Annotated in this window: 11 protein-coding genes; 2 read left to right on the forward strand and 9 right to left on the reverse strand. The window is 67.0% G+C overall.

Features of this window, described 5'->3' with window-relative positions:
- Positions 1 to 214 precede the first annotated feature (214 nt).
- The gene (locus UB43_RS01440; protein WP_045207668.1) at positions 215 to 1,039 is read left to right on the forward strand and encodes a lytic transglycosylase domain-containing protein; all 825 of its coding nucleotides are present in this window, start codon (positions 215 to 217) and stop codon (positions 1,037 to 1,039) included.
- Positions 1,040 to 1,215: 176 nt separating this feature from the next.
- Here the strand turns inward: UB43_RS01440 and UB43_RS01445 are convergent, their stop codons facing one another.
- The 6 genes from UB43_RS01445 to UB43_RS01470 form a co-directional block, all read right to left on the reverse strand.
- Positions 1,216 to 2,310, reverse strand: a complete 1,095-nt coding sequence (locus UB43_RS01445; RefSeq protein ID WP_052969479.1) for a hypothetical protein — start codon at positions 2,308 to 2,310, stop codon at positions 1,216 to 1,218.
- A gap of 176 nt (positions 2,311 to 2,486) precedes the next feature.
- On the reverse strand, positions 2,487 to 3,638 hold the full coding sequence (locus UB43_RS01450; RefSeq protein ID WP_017517744.1) for a Xaa-Pro peptidase family protein: 1,152 nt from the start codon (positions 3,636 to 3,638) through the stop codon (positions 2,487 to 2,489).
- A 90-nt stretch (positions 3,639 to 3,728) separates the two neighbouring features.
- Positions 3,729 to 4,571 (reverse strand): ABC transporter permease, encoded by an 843-nt coding sequence (locus tag UB43_RS01455; protein ID WP_218187686.1) that lies wholly within the window; start codon positions 4,569 to 4,571, stop codon positions 3,729 to 3,731.
- On the reverse strand, positions 4,568 to 5,419 hold the full coding sequence (locus UB43_RS01460; protein WP_045207674.1) for an ABC transporter permease: 852 nt from the start codon (positions 5,417 to 5,419) through the stop codon (positions 4,568 to 4,570). The genes UB43_RS01455 and UB43_RS01460 overlap by 4 nt, the downstream gene beginning before the upstream one ends.
- A 1-nt stretch (position 5,420) precedes the next feature.
- Entirely contained in the window at positions 5,421 to 6,542 is a 1,122-nt protein-coding gene (locus tag UB43_RS01465; RefSeq protein WP_045207676.1) for an ABC transporter substrate-binding protein, read from the reverse strand.
- Between the two features lie 39 nt (positions 6,543 to 6,581).
- Complete coding sequence (locus tag UB43_RS01470) at positions 6,582 to 7,661, reverse strand: ABC transporter ATP-binding protein (RefSeq protein WP_082085742.1); 1,080 nt, start codon at positions 7,659 to 7,661, stop codon at positions 6,582 to 6,584.
- A 177-nt stretch (positions 7,662 to 7,838) separates the two neighbouring features.
- Between UB43_RS01470 and UB43_RS01475 the strand changes: the two genes are divergently transcribed.
- Positions 7,839 to 8,708: a LysR substrate-binding domain-containing protein gene (locus tag UB43_RS01475; protein WP_045207678.1), complete on the forward strand. Its 870-nt coding sequence runs from the start codon at positions 7,839 to 7,841 to the stop codon at positions 8,706 to 8,708.
- Positions 8,709 to 8,819: 111 nt separating this feature from the next.
- On the opposite strand, the gene UB43_RS01485 is transcribed toward UB43_RS01475, so the two are convergent.
- The 3 genes from UB43_RS01485 to UB43_RS01495 form a co-directional block, all read right to left on the reverse strand.
- Positions 8,820 to 11,255 (reverse strand): RND family transporter, encoded by a 2,436-nt coding sequence (locus tag UB43_RS01485; protein WP_045207682.1) that lies wholly within the window; start codon positions 11,253 to 11,255, stop codon positions 8,820 to 8,822.
- Positions 11,256 to 11,314: 59 nt separating this feature from the next.
- A complete protein-coding gene (locus UB43_RS01490; protein ID WP_045207684.1) occupies positions 11,315 to 12,391 on the reverse strand; it encodes a YCF48-related protein in 1,077 nt (358 codons plus the stop codon).
- A gap of 101 nt (positions 12,392 to 12,492) precedes the next feature.
- Positions 12,493 to 13,851 carry a DUF1329 domain-containing protein gene (locus UB43_RS01495; protein ID WP_045207686.1) on the reverse strand — a complete coding sequence of 453 codons (1,359 nt, stop codon included), beginning with the start codon at positions 13,849 to 13,851 and terminating at the stop codon, positions 12,493 to 12,495.
- Positions 13,852 to 13,875 lie beyond the last annotated feature (24 nt).

Genomic DNA, 13,875 nt, shown 5'->3' on the forward strand with positions numbered 1-13,875 from the left:
TGCCGTCAAACACCTCGATCTGTTCCGCCTTCCGCAGTACCGGCAGGCCGTACGTCTGCACAAACTCCGCTGCAGGTGGAAAGGGCTATAACTAGCGAACCGAAACGGCGAGCTGCCCGGGATAAACCCTGCAACAGCCGCCCCTATTGGCATTCCCCATTTGCCCGGATCAGGCGCCCCAGCCTGATCGGCGCCCGCGGCGCGGAGCGGTTTGATGAGTTCCAGAACCTGGCGATGGGCTCGCAGGAGCCTTCCTGGCTGCATCGGACTGGCATTGCTGGTCGCGCCGCTTTACGCCAACGCCCTGTTCAGATGCCAGGCCCACGACGGGACCGTCAGCCACACCAGCCACGCCGTTGCCGGCGCCCACTGCGTTCCTCAAGGCGGCAAAGTGGCTCAGACCGGCAAGGCGGGCACGACTGCCGGCGCCCGGTCAAAGGCCGCGCCAGCGTCAGCACGCAGGGACGAGCCAGGTGCAGGGCGGGTTCGGGTCTACACCTTCGTCCACAAGGGCGTTCGCCAGTATGTGAGCCGCCGCCCCGTCGGCATTTCAGCGCGGGTCGATGTGATCGATGTGTATTACATCAAGGGCTGCTACCTGTGCATGGCGCCAAAGGATTTCAACGTCGCCACACTGCGCCTGGACACCCGCTCCTATCGTCGGGAAATCGAGGCTGCATCGGTGCGCTATGGCGTCGACCGGGCGCTGGTGCGCGCGGTGATCCATGCCGAATCGGCCTTCCAGCCCAACGCCATTTCCATTGCCGGCGCCCAGGGCCTGATGCAGCTGATGCCCGACACCGCCGAGCGCTTCAACGTCAGCGATCCGTTCGATGCACGGCAGAACATCCGTGGTGGCGTGCGCTACCTGGCGTGGCTGCTCAAGCGCTTCAACGGCAACCAGAGGTTAGCGCTGGCCAGTTACAACGCGGGTGAAATGACGGTCGACAAGTACAACGGGATACCGCCCTACGCCGAGACACAAACCTACGTCGCCCGCGTGCAGTCCCTGACCGAGCGCTATCGCAATCATCCGTAGGGCGGCCCATCCGAACGGTTAATCCGTCCCACGTTTGCAAAAGCGGGCGCGGCGGGCGTAGGAGCGGACTCCGTCCGCGATGGGTTTGCCCGCGCGCCATGGCCTGCCGGAGCGGTGATGAATCGATCGCGGACGAAGTCCGCTCCTACGCCAGGCCCACCCCTGCGCCCTACCGCTCAGCCGAACTTCCACCCCGCCACCGCCAGTCGCGCATCCAGCGCGGCGAGGTCGGCCTCCGCCCGCGCTGCCGGTTCCGGCATGTAGGCCAGCGGATCGGGTAGCGAGGACGGCAGGCCAAGGAAGCCTTCGGTCGCCGCGTGCAGGCAGTACGCGCTGTACGCCGGGTTGTAGCCGCCCTCCTGCACCACCAGCAGCCGCCCATCGCACAACTCGTCGGCCAGCGCACGGGCACGGCGGGCGAGGCGGTTGAAGCCCTGCATGGTCACCAGTTGGCGGCCGTTGGGGTCGAACTGCGAGGCGTCCAGGCCGTTGGCGATGATCAGCAGGTCCGGCTTGAAGGCGCGCAGCGCCGGCTCGACGAAGCGGCTGAAGACCATCTCGTAGAGCTGGTCGCCCGAGCCCATCGGCAGCGGCAGGTTGAGGTTGCTGCCCAGCCCGGCGCCATAGCCGCGTTCGTCCACAGCGCCGGTCTGCGGGTGGCTCGGGCCCCAGGCGCCGTGGTCCATGTGCAGCGACACGGTGAACACCGAGGGATCGTCGTAGAAGCCTTCCTGCGTGCCGTTGCCGTGGTGTACGTCCCAGTCGACGATGGCGACGCGTTCCAGGCCGGCCGCCTGGGCCGCGCGTGCGGCGACCCCGGCGTGGTTGAAGAAGCAGTAGCCGTCGGCCATGGCCGGCGCGGCGTGGTGACCCGGCGGGCGCACCAGGGCCATGGCCGGATGGCCGCTGGCCAATACGCTTTCCAGCGCCGCCAGGCTGGTGCCGGCCGCGGCCAGCAACCCGGCGAGGCTGCCGGCGGACATCAGCGTGGTGCTGCTGAAACGCTTGCCGGCGGCGTCCGCCGCGAAGATGCCGCGCAGGTAGTCGGCATCGTGGAAGCTCAGCAGATCTTCTTCGCTGGCGTGGCGGCCTTCGTGCCAGCGCAACGAGCTGGCGACCGGCCCGCGCTGGAGGATGGCACGCATGTTGAGCAGCCGGGGATTGCTCTCCGGGTGCAGCAGCTGTTCGGCCAGCAGGTCGCTGGGCGGCGCCTCGAACACGCCGGCGGCGGTGTCGTGGCGCAGCACGTCGTCGTGCCAGAAAACATCCATCGTGTGACTCATCAGAAGCCCTCGGTTTACTTCACTGCGCGCGCAGGCGCAGACACGCTTCAACTAAATCCATACGGGTTTGCATTCAGCCGGAGAACCAGGCGGGCGGCCGAAGACAGTGCTTCCAGCACGGCGGGGCCGCCCAACGACGTTATACGGCTGAAGGCGAGCCCGTATCAGTCGATGATCGTCAGCTCGGGCGGCAGCTCCGACAGGCTCGCCGAACCCTTCTCGCCGCACAGCACGGTGTCGCCGAGCTTGATGCCGAAGCCTTCGTTGTACAAGGACAGGTTGGGCTCGATGGAGAACGACATGTTCGGCTGGAACACGTGGTCGTCGGCCTCGTCCACCATCATCGCTTCCAGCCAGGTCGGCGGGTACGCCAGGCCCAGGCTGTAGCCGATGCGGTGCACGCGGGTGCGCGAGAGGTCGATGCGGTCGAGGATCTGGTTGCACACGCGGTTGGCCTCGCCCACCGGGGTGCCCGGCTTGGCGATCTCGATGGCGGCGTTGAAGGCCTCGGTGAGCAGGGTCGCGACTTCCTTCACGCGCGGGCTGGGTTTGCCGATCACTGCGGTGCGCATGAGGATGGCGTGGTAGCGGTTGCACACGCCGGCGTGTTCGAGGATTACCACGTCGCCATGGCTGATGGTCTGGCGGTGCGGCATGGCGTGGGTCATGGTGCTGCGGCGGCCGGTGGCGCACATCGGGCTGATCGCCGAGTACTCGCTGCCGGCGCGGCCCAGGGCGTTGGCGACGATGCCGGCCACTTCCACCTCGGAGATGCCCGGACGCAGCGCCTCGAAGGCGGCCAGCATGCCCTGGTCGGCCATGCGCGCGGCGCTGCGCTGGTACTCGATTTCCTCGGCGGTCTTGATCAGGCGGTTCTCGGCGACCAGGGGGCCGGCGTCCTCGAAGCGAGCCTCGGGCATGTAGCCCAGCAGCGCGTTGTACTGCGCCGGAGAGAAAGTCGAGGCGGTCATTTCCAGGCCGATGCGCGCCTGGGACAGGCCCGCCTGGGCCAGCACGTCGGCGACGATCTTCAGCGGGTCCTGCTTGGCGATGTCATAGAAGATCGCCTCGTTGATGCACGACAGCTCCCAGGTGCAGGGCTCTTCGCTGGTGCGGGTGAGGAACACCGGCTCGGCCAGCTTCGGCGAGATGATCAGCGCCTGGTACCAGAGGAAGCCCAGGCTGTCGAAGCCGCTCAGGTAGTTGATGTTGTCCGGGTAGTTGACCACCAGGGCGTCCAGGCCACGGTCGGCCATGCGGCGTTTGACGGCTTCGACGCGTTGACGGTAGGTGCGAGCGGGGAAAGCAGTAAGCATGGGGACTCCCTCCTCAGGGACAAGGTGCAAGCGACACAGGTGTTGTTGTTTGGGGCCGCCATCGGGCGGCCGTATGCGGGGTTGAAACCGTCAGCTGGGTGGTTGCTGTCGCGCCAGGTACAGGCGCACCAGCATCACCACCAGGGTGAGGACGATCATCAGGGTGGACACGGCGGCAATCGCCGGGTCGAGGTTGTAGCGCAGGCCGTCCCAGATGCGCTTGGGCAGCGTCACCACGTTCAGGCCGCTGGTGAACAGGGTCACCACCACCTCTTCCCAGCTCATCACGAAGCCCATGAAGAAGCTGCCGAGCACGCCGCCGCGCACATTGGGCAGCAGCACGTTCCACAGCGTCGGCCAGAGCCCGGCACCGAGGGAGCGCGAGGCCTTGTACAGGCTCTGGTCGAGCCGCGCGTAGGCCACCAGCAGGGCGATCACCGAGTACGGCAGCGCCATCAGCAGGTGGCCGAAACCGACGCCCAGCAGGCTGTCGAGCACGCCCAGGCGCGCGTCGAGGTAGTAGATCGACATGGCCGAGACCACCTGCGGCACGATCATCGGCAGCAGCACGATGGCGGTCAGCAGGGTGCGGTGCCGGCGCTGCAGCCAGATGCCGGTGGCGAACAGGAAGGCCAGCGCCGTGGCCAGCGCGCCGACCACGAGGGCCAGGCCCAGGCTCTGCAGAATCGACACCAGCCAGGCGCCGTCGAACAGCGTCGCATAGTGGCGCAGCGACCAGCCGCCGTCCGGGAAGGCCAGGTAGCGCTGGTTGCCGAACGACAGCGGGACGATCACCAGGATCGGCAGCAGCAGGAACAGCGCGGACAGCGCCAGGGCGGCCCAGGACAGCCAGCGGCCGACCTGCGGGCGTGGCAGTTGCGGCTTTTTCACGCCCTTGGGCATGGCGGAGAGATAGGTTCCCTGCGGAGTCACAGCTCAGCCCTCCCGAGCAGGCGGCGGTAGCCGATGAGTTGTCCGAACAGCAGCGCGCAACCGACCACCAGCAGCATCAGCACGATGCTCAGCGCGGCGCCCAGGCCCCAGTTGGAGAGCTGGAACATCTGCACGTAGATGTACTCCGCGAGCATCGCCGCCTTGCCGCCGCCCAGCAGCGCCGGGGTGACGAAGCAGCCGAGGCTGAAGACGAAGACGATGGCCGATGCGGCGACCACGCCCGGCAGCGTCAGCGGGATGAAGATGTCCTTCAGCGTCTGCCAGTGGCTGGCGCCCAGGCTGCTGGATGCGCGCAGCAGGCTGTCGTCCACCTGCTTGAGCGACGACAGCAGCGGCAGCACCGCATAGGGCACCATGAAGTGCACCATGCCGATCAGCGCGCCCAGTTCGTTGCGCACCAGCGGCGGCGGCGCGTCGAACCAGCCGGTGGCCATCAGCCCCTGGCTGACCAGCCCACCGTTGCGCAGCAACACCAGCCAGGCGAAGGCGCGGATCAGCATCGACAGCCAGAACGGCAGCAGCACGAAGAGCTCGATCAATTGCCGGCCGCGCGGCGTCGCGAAACGCCAGCGGTAGGCGATCAGGTAGGCGATGGCCACGCTGATCGCGGTGGTCAGCAGGCAGATGCGCAAGGTGCGCCAGATCACTGCCTGCAGGTTGGCGTTGTCGGCGATCGCCGCGTAGTTCTGCGTGCCCCACTCCGGCAGGCTGAAGCTCCAGCCCAGCACGCCGAGGGTCGGCAGCAGGTAGCCGACGATCACCAGCAGCGGCAGAGGCAGGATCAGCAGGCCGTAGACCGGCAGCACGCCCGGTGCGAAACGTCGCATCTCAGCCACCGATCAGCGCGAGGTAGCGCTCCAGGGTTTCACCGTAGTGTTCCGCGTGCCACTTGTTGTTCAGCGACACCTGCTTCTTCAGGTTGTCCGGCGCGGTGGGGTTGATCGCCTGCAACTGGGCGCTGAGCAGGTCGTTGGCCGCAAGATTCACCGGGCCCATGTTGTAGACCTCCATGAGCTTGGCCTGCACGTCCGGCCGCAGCGCGTAGGCGATGAACTCCATGGCGGCCTTGGCGCCGGCCGGGTTGCCCTTGGGCACCATCCACACCGAGGGCGAGACGATGCCGCCGTCGAAGCTCCAGTCGATCTTGCCGCCGGTGTCGTTCTTCACCAGCTCGGCGCGGGTGTGCCACATCTGCGCCATGCTCACTTCGCCATCGCGGATCAGCTGCTGCGACTCGGCTCCGGTGGACCAGTGGGTGGCGATGTGCGGCAGCAACTCCTCGATCTTGCGCAGGGCGCGGTCCACGTCCAGCGGGTAGAGCTGCTCCGGCGGCACGCCGTCGGCCAGCAGCGCGCATTCGAGGTTGGCGCTCATCCATTTGTAGAGGGTGCGTTTGCCCGGGTACTTCTTCACGTCCCAGAAGTCGGCCCAGGACTTGGGCGGGTTCTTGCCGAACTGCTCGTGGTCGTAGCCGATCACGTAGCTGTAGGTGTAGTTGGCGAGGCCGAAATCATGCACGTCGCCGTAGCCGATCAGCGACTTGTCGACGATGCCGAAGTCGATGGGCGCGAGGAACTTGTCCTTGCCCAGGCGGTAGGACGAATACATCTCGCCGTCGCACACGTCCCAGCGCACCGCGCCGCTGCTGACCTGGGTTTTCAGCGCGCCCTCGGTGGGGCCGCTGCCATCGATCTTCAGCGCCAGCCCGGCCACCTCGTTGAAGCCGCCGAAGCTCTTCTCGAAGGCCGGTACCGCATCGCCGCCCCAGTTGGCCACCACCAGGTTGCCGCCGGCAGCGAAGGCGCGGCCACCGGTGCCGAACGGCAAGGCGCTGGCGGCGGCGAGCAGCAGCAGGCTGCGGTTGAAATCGCGGCGGCTGATGCCGGCGCGCTCGCCCTTCTGGGCGGCGATTTCGATGGCGTCTTCGATGAAGCCTTGGCGTTCTTTCATTGTGATTGCTCCCCGATCGTTGTTTTCGTTATGCGAATGTCAGGCGGACAACAGGTGGCAGTGCTGCGGCGACCAGCTGCACCAGTAGCGCTGGCCGCTGCGCAGATCGGCCAGCAGCGGGTGCGCGACCGGCAGGCGCAGGTCGAGGCGCTCGCCCTGCTCCAGGGTCAGTTCGAGGTTGACGTGGGCACCCTGGTACGTGGCGTTGCCGACGGTGGCGCACAGGCCGTTGTCGCGGCCAGCATCCTGTAGCGGGCGCAGGTCGATATGCTCCGGGCGCACCGCCAGCCAGCTCTTGCCGCCCTGGCTCGCCTGGGCCGAATGAGCCACGCGCAGGTGCTGGCCACGGAAGTCGCAGAGCGTGGCCTCGGCTTCGCGTCGTACCACGCCAACCTCCAGCAGGTTGGTGTCGCCGAGGAAGTTGGCGACGAAGCGGCTGGCCGGGCGCTCATAGACTTCGCGCGGCGTGCCGACCTGTTCCAGGCGGCCCTTGTTGAACACGGCGATGCGGTCGGACAGCGCCAGGGCTTCTTCCTGGTCGTGGGTGACGAAGACGAAGGTGGTGCCGAAGTCCTTGTGCATGCGCGCCAGCTCGCCCTGCATTTCCTGGCGCAGGCGGCGGTCAAGGGCGGACAGCGGTTCGTCGAGCAGCAACAGCTTGGGTTTGAACACCAATGCACGGGCCAGCGCCACGCGCTGCTGCTGGCCGCCGGACAGCTGGGCGATGCCGCGATTGCCCATACCGGCCAGGCCGACGCGCTCCAGCACCTCGGCCACCCGGCGCTCGATCTCCGCGCCCGGCACCTTGCGGATGCGCAGCGGGTAGGCGACGTTCTGCGCCACGCTCATGTGCGGGAACAGCGCGTAGCCCTGGAACACCACGCCGAAATCGCGCTGGTCCGGCGACAGCTGGGTGATGTCGCGGCCGTCCATCTCGATATGCCCTTCGCTGGGCTCGACGAAGCCGGCGAGCATCATCAGCGTGGTGCTCTTGCCCGAGCCCGATGGGCCGAGCAGCGTGAGGAATTCGCCCTGGCGAATGCTCAGGCTGAGGTCGCTCAGGACCTGCAGGTTGCCGTAGCGCTTGCCCAGGCCGAGCAAGTCGACGAAATGCTGCATGGCGGGTCTCCAGCCGTTTTTCTTGTTGATCGGTGTTGGCTTGGTGCTTTTTTTTGTATTGGCTTGAGGCCATCTTCTGTGCAAATTTAACTAACGACAATTCAATAGATTTCCGCCTGAATCGTTAGTCAAATTCACACATAAAGGTCTTCCATGCGTCAGAACAGTGCGTTCCGAATGCCCTCCCTCATCGCCCTGCGCGCTTTCGAGGCGCTGGTCCGCCAGGGCAGCATCAGCCGTGCGGCGCTGGAGCTGCACGTCACCCACGGGGCGGTCAGCCACCAGGTGAAGAAGCTGGAAGAAGAGCTGGGCATGGCGCTGGTGGAGCGCCAGGGCAAGGGCGTGAAACTGACCGCCGCCGGGCGCCAGCTGAGCCAGCAGATCAGCAGCGCCTTCGACCAGTTGCGCGACATCCGCCGCGCCCTGCCCAGCGAGGAACCCGCCGGCGAACTGCGCATCGCCTGTGCCCCGGCGCTGCTGGCGCGGGTGTCGTCGTTGCTGGAGAAATTCCTGCGCAACTACCAGGAAGTCGCCCTGCACCTGCTGCCGATGAGCAGCGACCTGGGCCAGGTGGACATGGTGATTTCCTTCGGCGAGACGCACATCGAAGGCCAGCGCTTCGCCGCGCTGGGCGACATCCGCTACTTCCCGGTGTGCAGCCCGCGCCTGCTCAACACCCAGGAACACCTGCGCAAACCCCGCGACCTGGCGCGCCAGGTGCTATTGCACGAGGACGACGGCTTCGACTGGAGCCGCTACTTCCTCGCTGCCGGCGTACCCGGCCTGCAGGCGCGGCAGAACGTCTTCCTGCCTGACGCCTACCTGACCATCCGCGCCGCGCTGGCCGGCGGCGGCGTGACCATCAGCGACCATATCCTGGCCGGCGAGGAGTTGGCGGAAGGCCGGCTGGTGCGCCTGTTCGACATCGACTTCCCGGCGCCCCACCCCTACTTCCTGATCATCCCGCCCCACGGCAACCAGGCCCTGGCGCGGGAGTTCGCCGACTGGCTGCTGCACGAGCTGGAGGCGATTCCGGCGTTTGATTGAAATGGGTGAGTCCTCTGCGCCATGCACCCGATCGCGGACGGAGTCCGCTCCTACGCAGATGCGAGGACCTGGGTAGGAGCGGACTCCGTCCGCGATCGACTCATCGGCGGCTCAGACTTTCCTGCCGCCGAGGAGGAAGTGCGACAACGCCGGAATCAGGATCAGCGCCCCGAGCATGTTCCAGAGGAACATGAAGGTCAGCAGGATGCCCATGTCCGCCTGGAACTTGATCGGCGACCAGGCCCAGGTGATCACGCCCGCCGCCAGGGTCACGCCGACCAGTGCCACCACCTTGCCGGTGAAGGCCACGGCCTGCTGGTAGGCCACCGACAGCGGCAAGCCGGCCCGCTGCATCTGCAGCTGCACGCTCAACAGATACAGCGCGTAGTCCACCCCGATCCCCACGCCCAGCGCGATCACCGGCAGCGTGGCGACCTTCACGCCGATGCCCATCATCACCATCAGCGCCTCGCAGAGGATCGAGGTGAGTACCAGCGGCAACAGCGCCACCAGGGTCGCGCGCCAGCTGCGGAAGGTGATCAGGCAGAAGATGCCCACGGCCGCATAGACGTAGAACAGCATGCGGTGATTGGCCTCGCGCACCACGCGGTTGGTCGCCGCCTCGATCCCGGCGCTGCCGGCGGCGAGGAGGAACTGGCGGTCCGGGGTGCTGTTGGCGCGAGCGAAGTTCTCGGCGATGCCGGCCACTTCATCCAGGGTCTGCGCCTTGTGGTCCTTGAGGAAGGCGATCACCGGCATCAGCGAACATTCGGTGTTGAACAGCTCCGGGGTGTTCACCGAGGCCTGCTGGGCGGCGTAGTTGAGCACGTCCTGGTTGCGCTGCAGGCTGGCGAACTTGGGGTTGCCCTCGTAGGTGCCGGCGGTGATCTGGCGTACCGCGTTGACCAGCGAGGTGGTCGCCTGCACGCCTTCGTGCTGTTGCAGCGCCCAGCCCAGGCGGTCGGCGAGGATCAGCGTGCGGTAGTTCAGGCAGCCTTCCGGCGCGGTCTTCACCATCACCGCGAACAGGTCACTGGAGAGCGCGTAATGGCTGGTGATGTAGGCGTTGTCGCGGTTGTAGCGCGAGTCGGCACGCAGCTCCGGGGCGCCGGCGTCCAGGTCGCCGATCTGCAGGTGCTGGCTGACCAGCAGGCCGCCAGCGCCCAGCAGCGCGGCGATGATCAGGGTCACACTCGCCCAGCGGCGCTGAGTGAACCGGTCCAGCAGGTCCCACAGCTTGCCCAGGCCGACGTGCTGGTCCACCTGGCGATCTTCGCGCAGGGCACGTGCGGCAGCCTTTGGGCTGACGCCGACGTAGGACAGCGCCACCGGCATCATCAGCAGCGAAGTGAAGATCAGCACCGCCACGCCGATGCTGGCGGCGATGGCCAGGTCCTGGATCACCGGGATGTCGATCAGCATCAGCACGGCGAAGCCCACCGCATCCGACAGCAGCGCAGTGACGCCGGCGAGGAACAGGCGACGGAAGGTGTTGCGCGCGGCCACCTGTTTATGGGTGCCGCGGCCGATGTCCTGCATGATGCCGTTCATCTTCTGGGTGGCGTGGGACACGCCGATGGCGAAGATCAGGAACGGCACGAGGATCGAATACGGGTCCAGCGCATAGCCCAGCCAGGCCACCAGGCCGAGCTGCCAGACCACCGCCAGCAGCGAACAGCCGATCACCAGCAGGCTGCTGCGCAGGCAGCGGGTGTAGAAGAAGATGATGACGAAGGCGGTGACCACCGCCAGGCCGAAGAACAGCATCACCCGCACCAGGCCGTCGATCAGGTCGCCCACCAGCTTGGCGAAGCCGATCACGTGCAGGCGCACCGGACCCTTGCCCTCCTCGCCGGAGGCGAAGGCACGGGCGTCGCCCAGGTATTCGTACTTCAGCCGCAGCTCGTCGAGGGCGCGGGAGAATTCGCGGTAGTCGATGCCCTTGCCGGTGGCCGAGTCGCGGTCCAGCAGCGGCACCACCAGCATGCTGGAGCGGAAGTCGTTGCCCACCAGGCTGCCGACGATGCCGGCGCGGGCGATGTTCTGGCGCAGCTGGCCGATGGACTCGGGCTTGCCGTCGTAGCCGTCGGGCATCACCGGGCCGCCCTGGAAGCCTTCCTCGGTGACCTCGGTCCAGCGTACCGCCGGCGACCACAGCGATTTCATCCAGGCGCGATCGACGCCGTGGCTGAGGAACAACTGGTCGCTGATCTGCCGCAGGCTGTCGATGTAGGCCGGGTCGAAGATGTCGCCATCGGGGTTCTCCACCACGACCCGCACCGAGTTGCCCAGGCCGCGCAGCGCGGCACGGTTGTCCAGGTAGTTGCGGATGTAGGGATCGCTGTGCGGGATCATCTTCTCGAAGGCCGGACGCATCTCCAGACGGGTCACGGCCATGTAGCCCAGCACCAGGGTGACCAGCGCGATCAGGGCGATGAACAGCGCGCGGTGGTTGAACACCAGGCGCTCCAGCAGGTTGCCGCTGTGGGTGTCAAAGTCCCGCAGTTCGCGGACTACAGGCATCTCGCCTTGTTTCAGGTCGACCATGAGGCTGTCTCTCTATCTCTTGTTCTTATGGTTCTTGAACGGGTGAAACACCGGTGCGCTCAGCGCACCGGCATCGCGTTCTCGCGTACGCCGCGGGCGCCGACCAACAGCAGGCGGCCGGGACCGGCCACGGCGCCGCTGACGGGCAGGCGCTCGGCCAGGTCCAGGGCCTTGAAGCTGGCGCCGCTGTCGTCGCTGACCAGGCCCTGACCGGCCTGGCTGAACAGGTACAGCCGGCCGTTGGCGTCGAAGCTGGCGGCGGTCAGGCTCACCGGCAAGCCGGTGTCCACGGCCGTCCAGCTTTCGCCGCCGTCGAGGCTGCGGATCGCATGGCCGCGCAGGCCGTAGGCGAACACCAGGCCGGGCCGCGCGACAACGCCGAAGAAGCTGCCGGCATACGGCGACTGCAGGGCGACGAAGCGCTGCTGCTGGCTCTCCTGATGAGAATCCAGGCGCAGCAGCAGGCCTTGCTCGCCGACGACGAACAGGTCATCGCCGCTGGCCGCGATGGCGGTCAGGTGCAGTGCCTGCGGGTTGTCGATGCGGTGGTTCCAGGGCTCCCAGGTGCGCCCGCCGTCGCCGGTGTGCAGGATCAGGTTGAAGGCGCCGACCACGAAGCCTTCCTTCGCGTCGCGGAACCACAGGTCGAGGAACGGCTTGTCGGCGCCCTCCTCCTGCAGCCGCCGGGCCTGTTCCAGCCAGGTGGCGTTGTCCGGCTGCGGGTGGGCGGCGTAGTAGTCGAGCATCAGCTGGCCGACCTGCCGGCCGTCGAGCTGGCGCTCCCAGTGCTTGCCGCCGTCGGCGCTGTGCAGCACCACGCCGTCGTGGCCCACCGCCCAGCCGTCCTGCGGCGTGGGGAAGCGCACGGCGGTGAGGTCGGAGCTGACCGGCACCTCGGCCTGCAGCCAGCTGGTGCCGCCGTCATCGGAGTAGAGGATGTGGCCGCGCTGGCCGACGCTCACCAGGCGCTTGTCGACGCGGGTGACGGCCAGCAGCGGCACATGGCAGGGAGCGGCGCTGTGGGGCGCCGGCTGGTCGAGTACATCGACGAACTCCGCGACCGTTTCGCCGGCTTGAGCGCCGCCCGCCAAAAGCAAGGCGCCCAGGAGCATCAGGCGCTTGAAGGGGATCTGCATGGTGCTTTCCTCACAACTCTCTTTGCATCTTTTCCTGCAGCTTTCGCTGCAGAAGTCGCGGCGGCCCCGCTTGGCTTCAGGCCGGGCCGCCGCGCCCCTGGTCAGCGAATGCCGCTACCGGCCAGCGCCTCGGGGGACCACTGGGTCTTGGCCAGCGGGTCGATGTAGCTGATGCCGCCGTACGGGCCGACGACGCCGTTGATGTTGTAGGAGCCGGCAGTCAGGTCGTAGATCATGAACGGCGTGGCGTCCGGGATGCGCTTGTCGTAGCTCTGGCTGAGGAAGGCGAAGGAGCCGCGATAGAGCTGGCCGCGAGCGTCGTACTGGTCGGAGGCCAGGGCCACCCAGCTGTCTTCGTCGAGGTAGAAGCGACGCTTGGCATAGATGTGCCGCGCGCCGGACTTCAGGGTGCCTTCGACAACCCATACGCGGTGTTTCTCCCAGCGCACGTAGTCGGGCGAGAGGTGGTTGGGCGTGACTACCGGCTTGATGTCGCTGGCGTAGGTCAGGCGGTAAGTGTTGTAGGGCACGACCATTTCCTGCTTGCCCACCAGCTTCCAGTCATAGCGGTCCAGCGCGCCGTTGAAGACGAACACGTCGTCGTAGGTGCCGGCGCCGGCCATGCCGGGGTTCGGGGTGTCGTAGGCGAGGTTCGGCGCCAGCTTCACGCGGCGCTGGCCGGGCAGGTACTGCCAGGCACGGCGCGGCTGCTGCAGCGGGTTGGCGGCGTCCTTGAGCATCATCGCCTCGCCGGCGCGGCGGGCCGGGCCGCTGTAGTACAGCTTCATCTGGTAGTAGACCTCGGAACCCTTCACCGGCTGGGTGAGGTCTTCATACACCGGGTAGTTGATGAAGGCCTGGCCGGTGGTGGCGAGGTTGGCGCTGCCGGAAGCATCGACGTTCCAGGAGTCGTACTTGGCCTTGATGTTCACGCCCTGGTAGCGCAGCAGGAAGTTCCACATCGCCTCGGCGCCAGTCTTCGGAATCGGGAACGGTACGCCCGGCAGCGCGTTGTCGATGGCGGTGCCGCCTTCCAGGGACTGCGCGGTGACGGCGTTCTTCTTGCTGTTCTCCAGCACGGTGTCCGGCAGCGCGGCGCTGCGGTGGGTCGGATAGACGTCGACGCGGAAGGTCGGATAGCGCTTGGCCAGCTCGACGGTGGTGGCCGACAGCTCGTTCTTGTACTGGTCGACGTTCTTGCCGTCGATCACCAGTACCGGCTTGTCGCTGGCGAACGGGTCCGGACGCATGCTGTCGCCGGCCTTGAAACTGGCCGGGGCGGTGGTCAGGCCGCCGGCATAGGCGGGAATCGAACCATCGCTGCTGGCGGCTTTCTCGGCGCCGACCAGGGTCAGGGTGCTGCCCAGTTGGGCGGCGTCCTGCGGGGAGACGGCGGCCTGGGCCAGACCGCAGAGGGTCAGGCCAAGGGCGGTGGCGATCAGGGTGGGCTTGAAGTTCATGCTGTTTTTCTCCTGCCTCGAAGT

The organism is Pseudomonas sp. 21 (assembly GCF_000955805.1).
Taxonomy (GTDB): Bacteria; Pseudomonadota; Gammaproteobacteria; order Pseudomonadales; family Pseudomonadaceae; genus Pseudomonas.

Bases quoted from the DNA above. Each gene is read 5' to 3' on its own strand.
- UB43_RS01440 (WP_045207668.1), top strand. From the start codon at position 215: ATGAGTTCCAGAACCTGGCGATGGGCTCGCAGGAGCCTTCCTGGCTGC.
- UB43_RS01445 (WP_052969479.1), bottom strand. From the start codon at position 2,310: ATGGATGTTTTCTGGCACGACGACGTGCTGCGCCACGACACCGCCGCC.
- UB43_RS01450 (WP_017517744.1), bottom strand. From the start codon at position 3,638: ATGCTTACTGCTTTCCCCGCTCGCACCTACCGTCAACGCGTCGAAGCC.
- UB43_RS01460 (WP_045207674.1), bottom strand. From the start codon at position 5,419: ATGCGACGTTTCGCACCGGGCGTGCTGCCGGTCTACGGCCTGCTGATC.
- UB43_RS01465 (WP_045207676.1), bottom strand. From the start codon at position 6,542: ATGAAAGAACGCCAAGGCTTCATCGAAGACGCCATCGAAATCGCCGCC.
- UB43_RS01470 (WP_082085742.1), bottom strand. From the start codon at position 7,661: ATGCAGCATTTCGTCGACTTGCTCGGCCTGGGCAAGCGCTACGGCAAC.
- UB43_RS01475 (WP_045207678.1), top strand. From the start codon at position 7,839: ATGCCCTCCCTCATCGCCCTGCGCGCTTTCGAGGCGCTGGTCCGCCAG.
- UB43_RS01485 (WP_045207682.1), bottom strand. From the start codon at position 11,255: ATGGTCGACCTGAAACAAGGCGAGATGCCTGTAGTCCGCGAACTGCGG.
- UB43_RS01490 (WP_045207684.1), bottom strand. From the start codon at position 12,391: ATGCAGATCCCCTTCAAGCGCCTGATGCTCCTGGGCGCCTTGCTTTTG.
- UB43_RS01495 (WP_045207686.1), bottom strand. From the start codon at position 13,851: ATGAACTTCAAGCCCACCCTGATCGCCACCGCCCTTGGCCTGACCCTC.